1 protein-coding gene is annotated in these 1,523 nt (G+C 47.6%); it reads right to left on the bottom strand.

Annotated features, from left to right (window positions below; all coding sequences use genetic code 11):
* Positions 1–184 precede the first annotated feature (184 nt).
* Positions 185–1,423, bottom strand: coding sequence for an IS256 family transposase (locus BO222_RS13145; protein ID WP_075821159.1), 1,239 nt, complete (start codon positions 1,421–1,423; stop codon positions 185–187).
* Positions 1,424–1,523 lie beyond the last annotated feature (100 nt).

Consider the following 1,523-nt stretch of genomic DNA (forward strand, 5'->3'; position numbering starts at 1 on the left):
GGATCTGTCAACTAAACTGTGTAAGTAGTTTTACAGCCGTTAGTTTACTGGACCAGTTCACTGCCTGATTCAAACACTACATGCCTGGTCTGTTCTGTCCAGGGTCCACAGGACCCCGAAGGGGCTTGCCCTTGACAGAACGGATCGGGCATGTTGCATTTTTAGAGGCAGTGAACGGATCACTCTAGTTCAAATACTTTCCGATCCGTTTCTCAAACCTTTCATCGGTCATCAGCTGATTGAGCACCACTGACCATTTCATGATATGTCCTTTGGACCATTTATCTTCCAGTTCCTGGATCCGGAGATATAAGGCTTTGTTGAGGGCTGCCTCATTGGAGAATGACCCTTTTTTCGTTACTTTTCTCAGACTGGCGTTGACGGATTCGATCGCATTGGTCGTATACATGATCCTGCGCACTTCTGAACCATATTCGAAAAGCTGCTCCACGTGCTGGAAGTTCCTTTCCCAGACCCGCACAGCTCCCGGATACTGTTTCCACGTATAGCAGAGTTTTTCAAATTCGGCTCTGGCTGTTGTAAGATTCACGGCTCCATAGACTTTTTTGAGATCTGCCGTGAATGCCTTGTAATCTTTGGATGGGATATAGCGGATGGAGTTGCGGATCAGGTGCACGATGCAGCGCTGCACCACGACTTCCGGAAAAACCGCTTTGGCTCCCTGTTCCAGCCCGGATACACCGTCCATACTGATAAAGAAGACATCATCGACGCCCCTCGCCTTGATTTCATCAAAAATCTGCATCCACTGGTTCTTGCTTTCCGTGGGACTGAGCCATAAGCCGAGGATCTCCTTTCTGCCTTGGAGGTCATAGCCAAGGATGACGTAGACTGCAGTTTCATGGCTTCCCCTTTCATCCCGCAGCGGGACATAGAGACAGTCTACGAACAAGAAAGCATAACAGGATTTCAACGGTCTGTTCTTCCATTCCTGTACATCCGGAAGGATACGGTCTGTTATTTTGGAGACCATTTCATGGGAGATGGAAAAGCCATAGATCTCCTCGATCGTTTTGGAAATGTCTCTCTGGCTCATCCCTCGGGCGTACATGGAGATGACTTTATCTTCGATGCCGGATACATCTCGTTGGCGTTTAGGCAGGATCTCAGGCTTAAAAGACCCATCGCGGTCTCTGGGGACCTGGACAGGCACTTCGCCGTGAGTTGTTTTCAGAGTCTTCTTACCGTAGCCGTTTCTTCTGTTTTCAGTTTCTTTGGGCTCTTTACTGTTATTCGAATAGCCGAGGTGTTCATCCATTTCAGCCTGGAGCATCTCTTCAAAAGCTGTGCCAAAGACTTCCTTCAGAGCTTCATCCAGGTCTTTGGAAGACTGCGGATCATATTGTGACATGATGAGTTTCGCCAACTCTCGTGCTGCAGGATTGCGTTTGATTTTAGCCATGATTTCATTTCCTCTTTTCTTAATAAAAGCACAAATCGCAAAAAAAATCTGTGCAGGCCGAGCCGTACGCTCTCGACTTACACAGATAAAATTACACTCT

The organism is Ileibacterium valens, from assembly GCF_001945525.1.
Lineage (GTDB): Bacteria > Bacillota_I > Bacilli_A > Erysipelotrichales > Erysipelotrichaceae > Ileibacterium > Ileibacterium valens.

What these genes read in the sequence shown, in the direction of transcription:
- BO222_RS13145 (WP_075821159.1), bottom strand. Translation starts at nt 1,423, where the DNA reads ATGGCTAAAATCAAACGCAATCCTGCAGCACGAGAGTTGGCGAAACTC.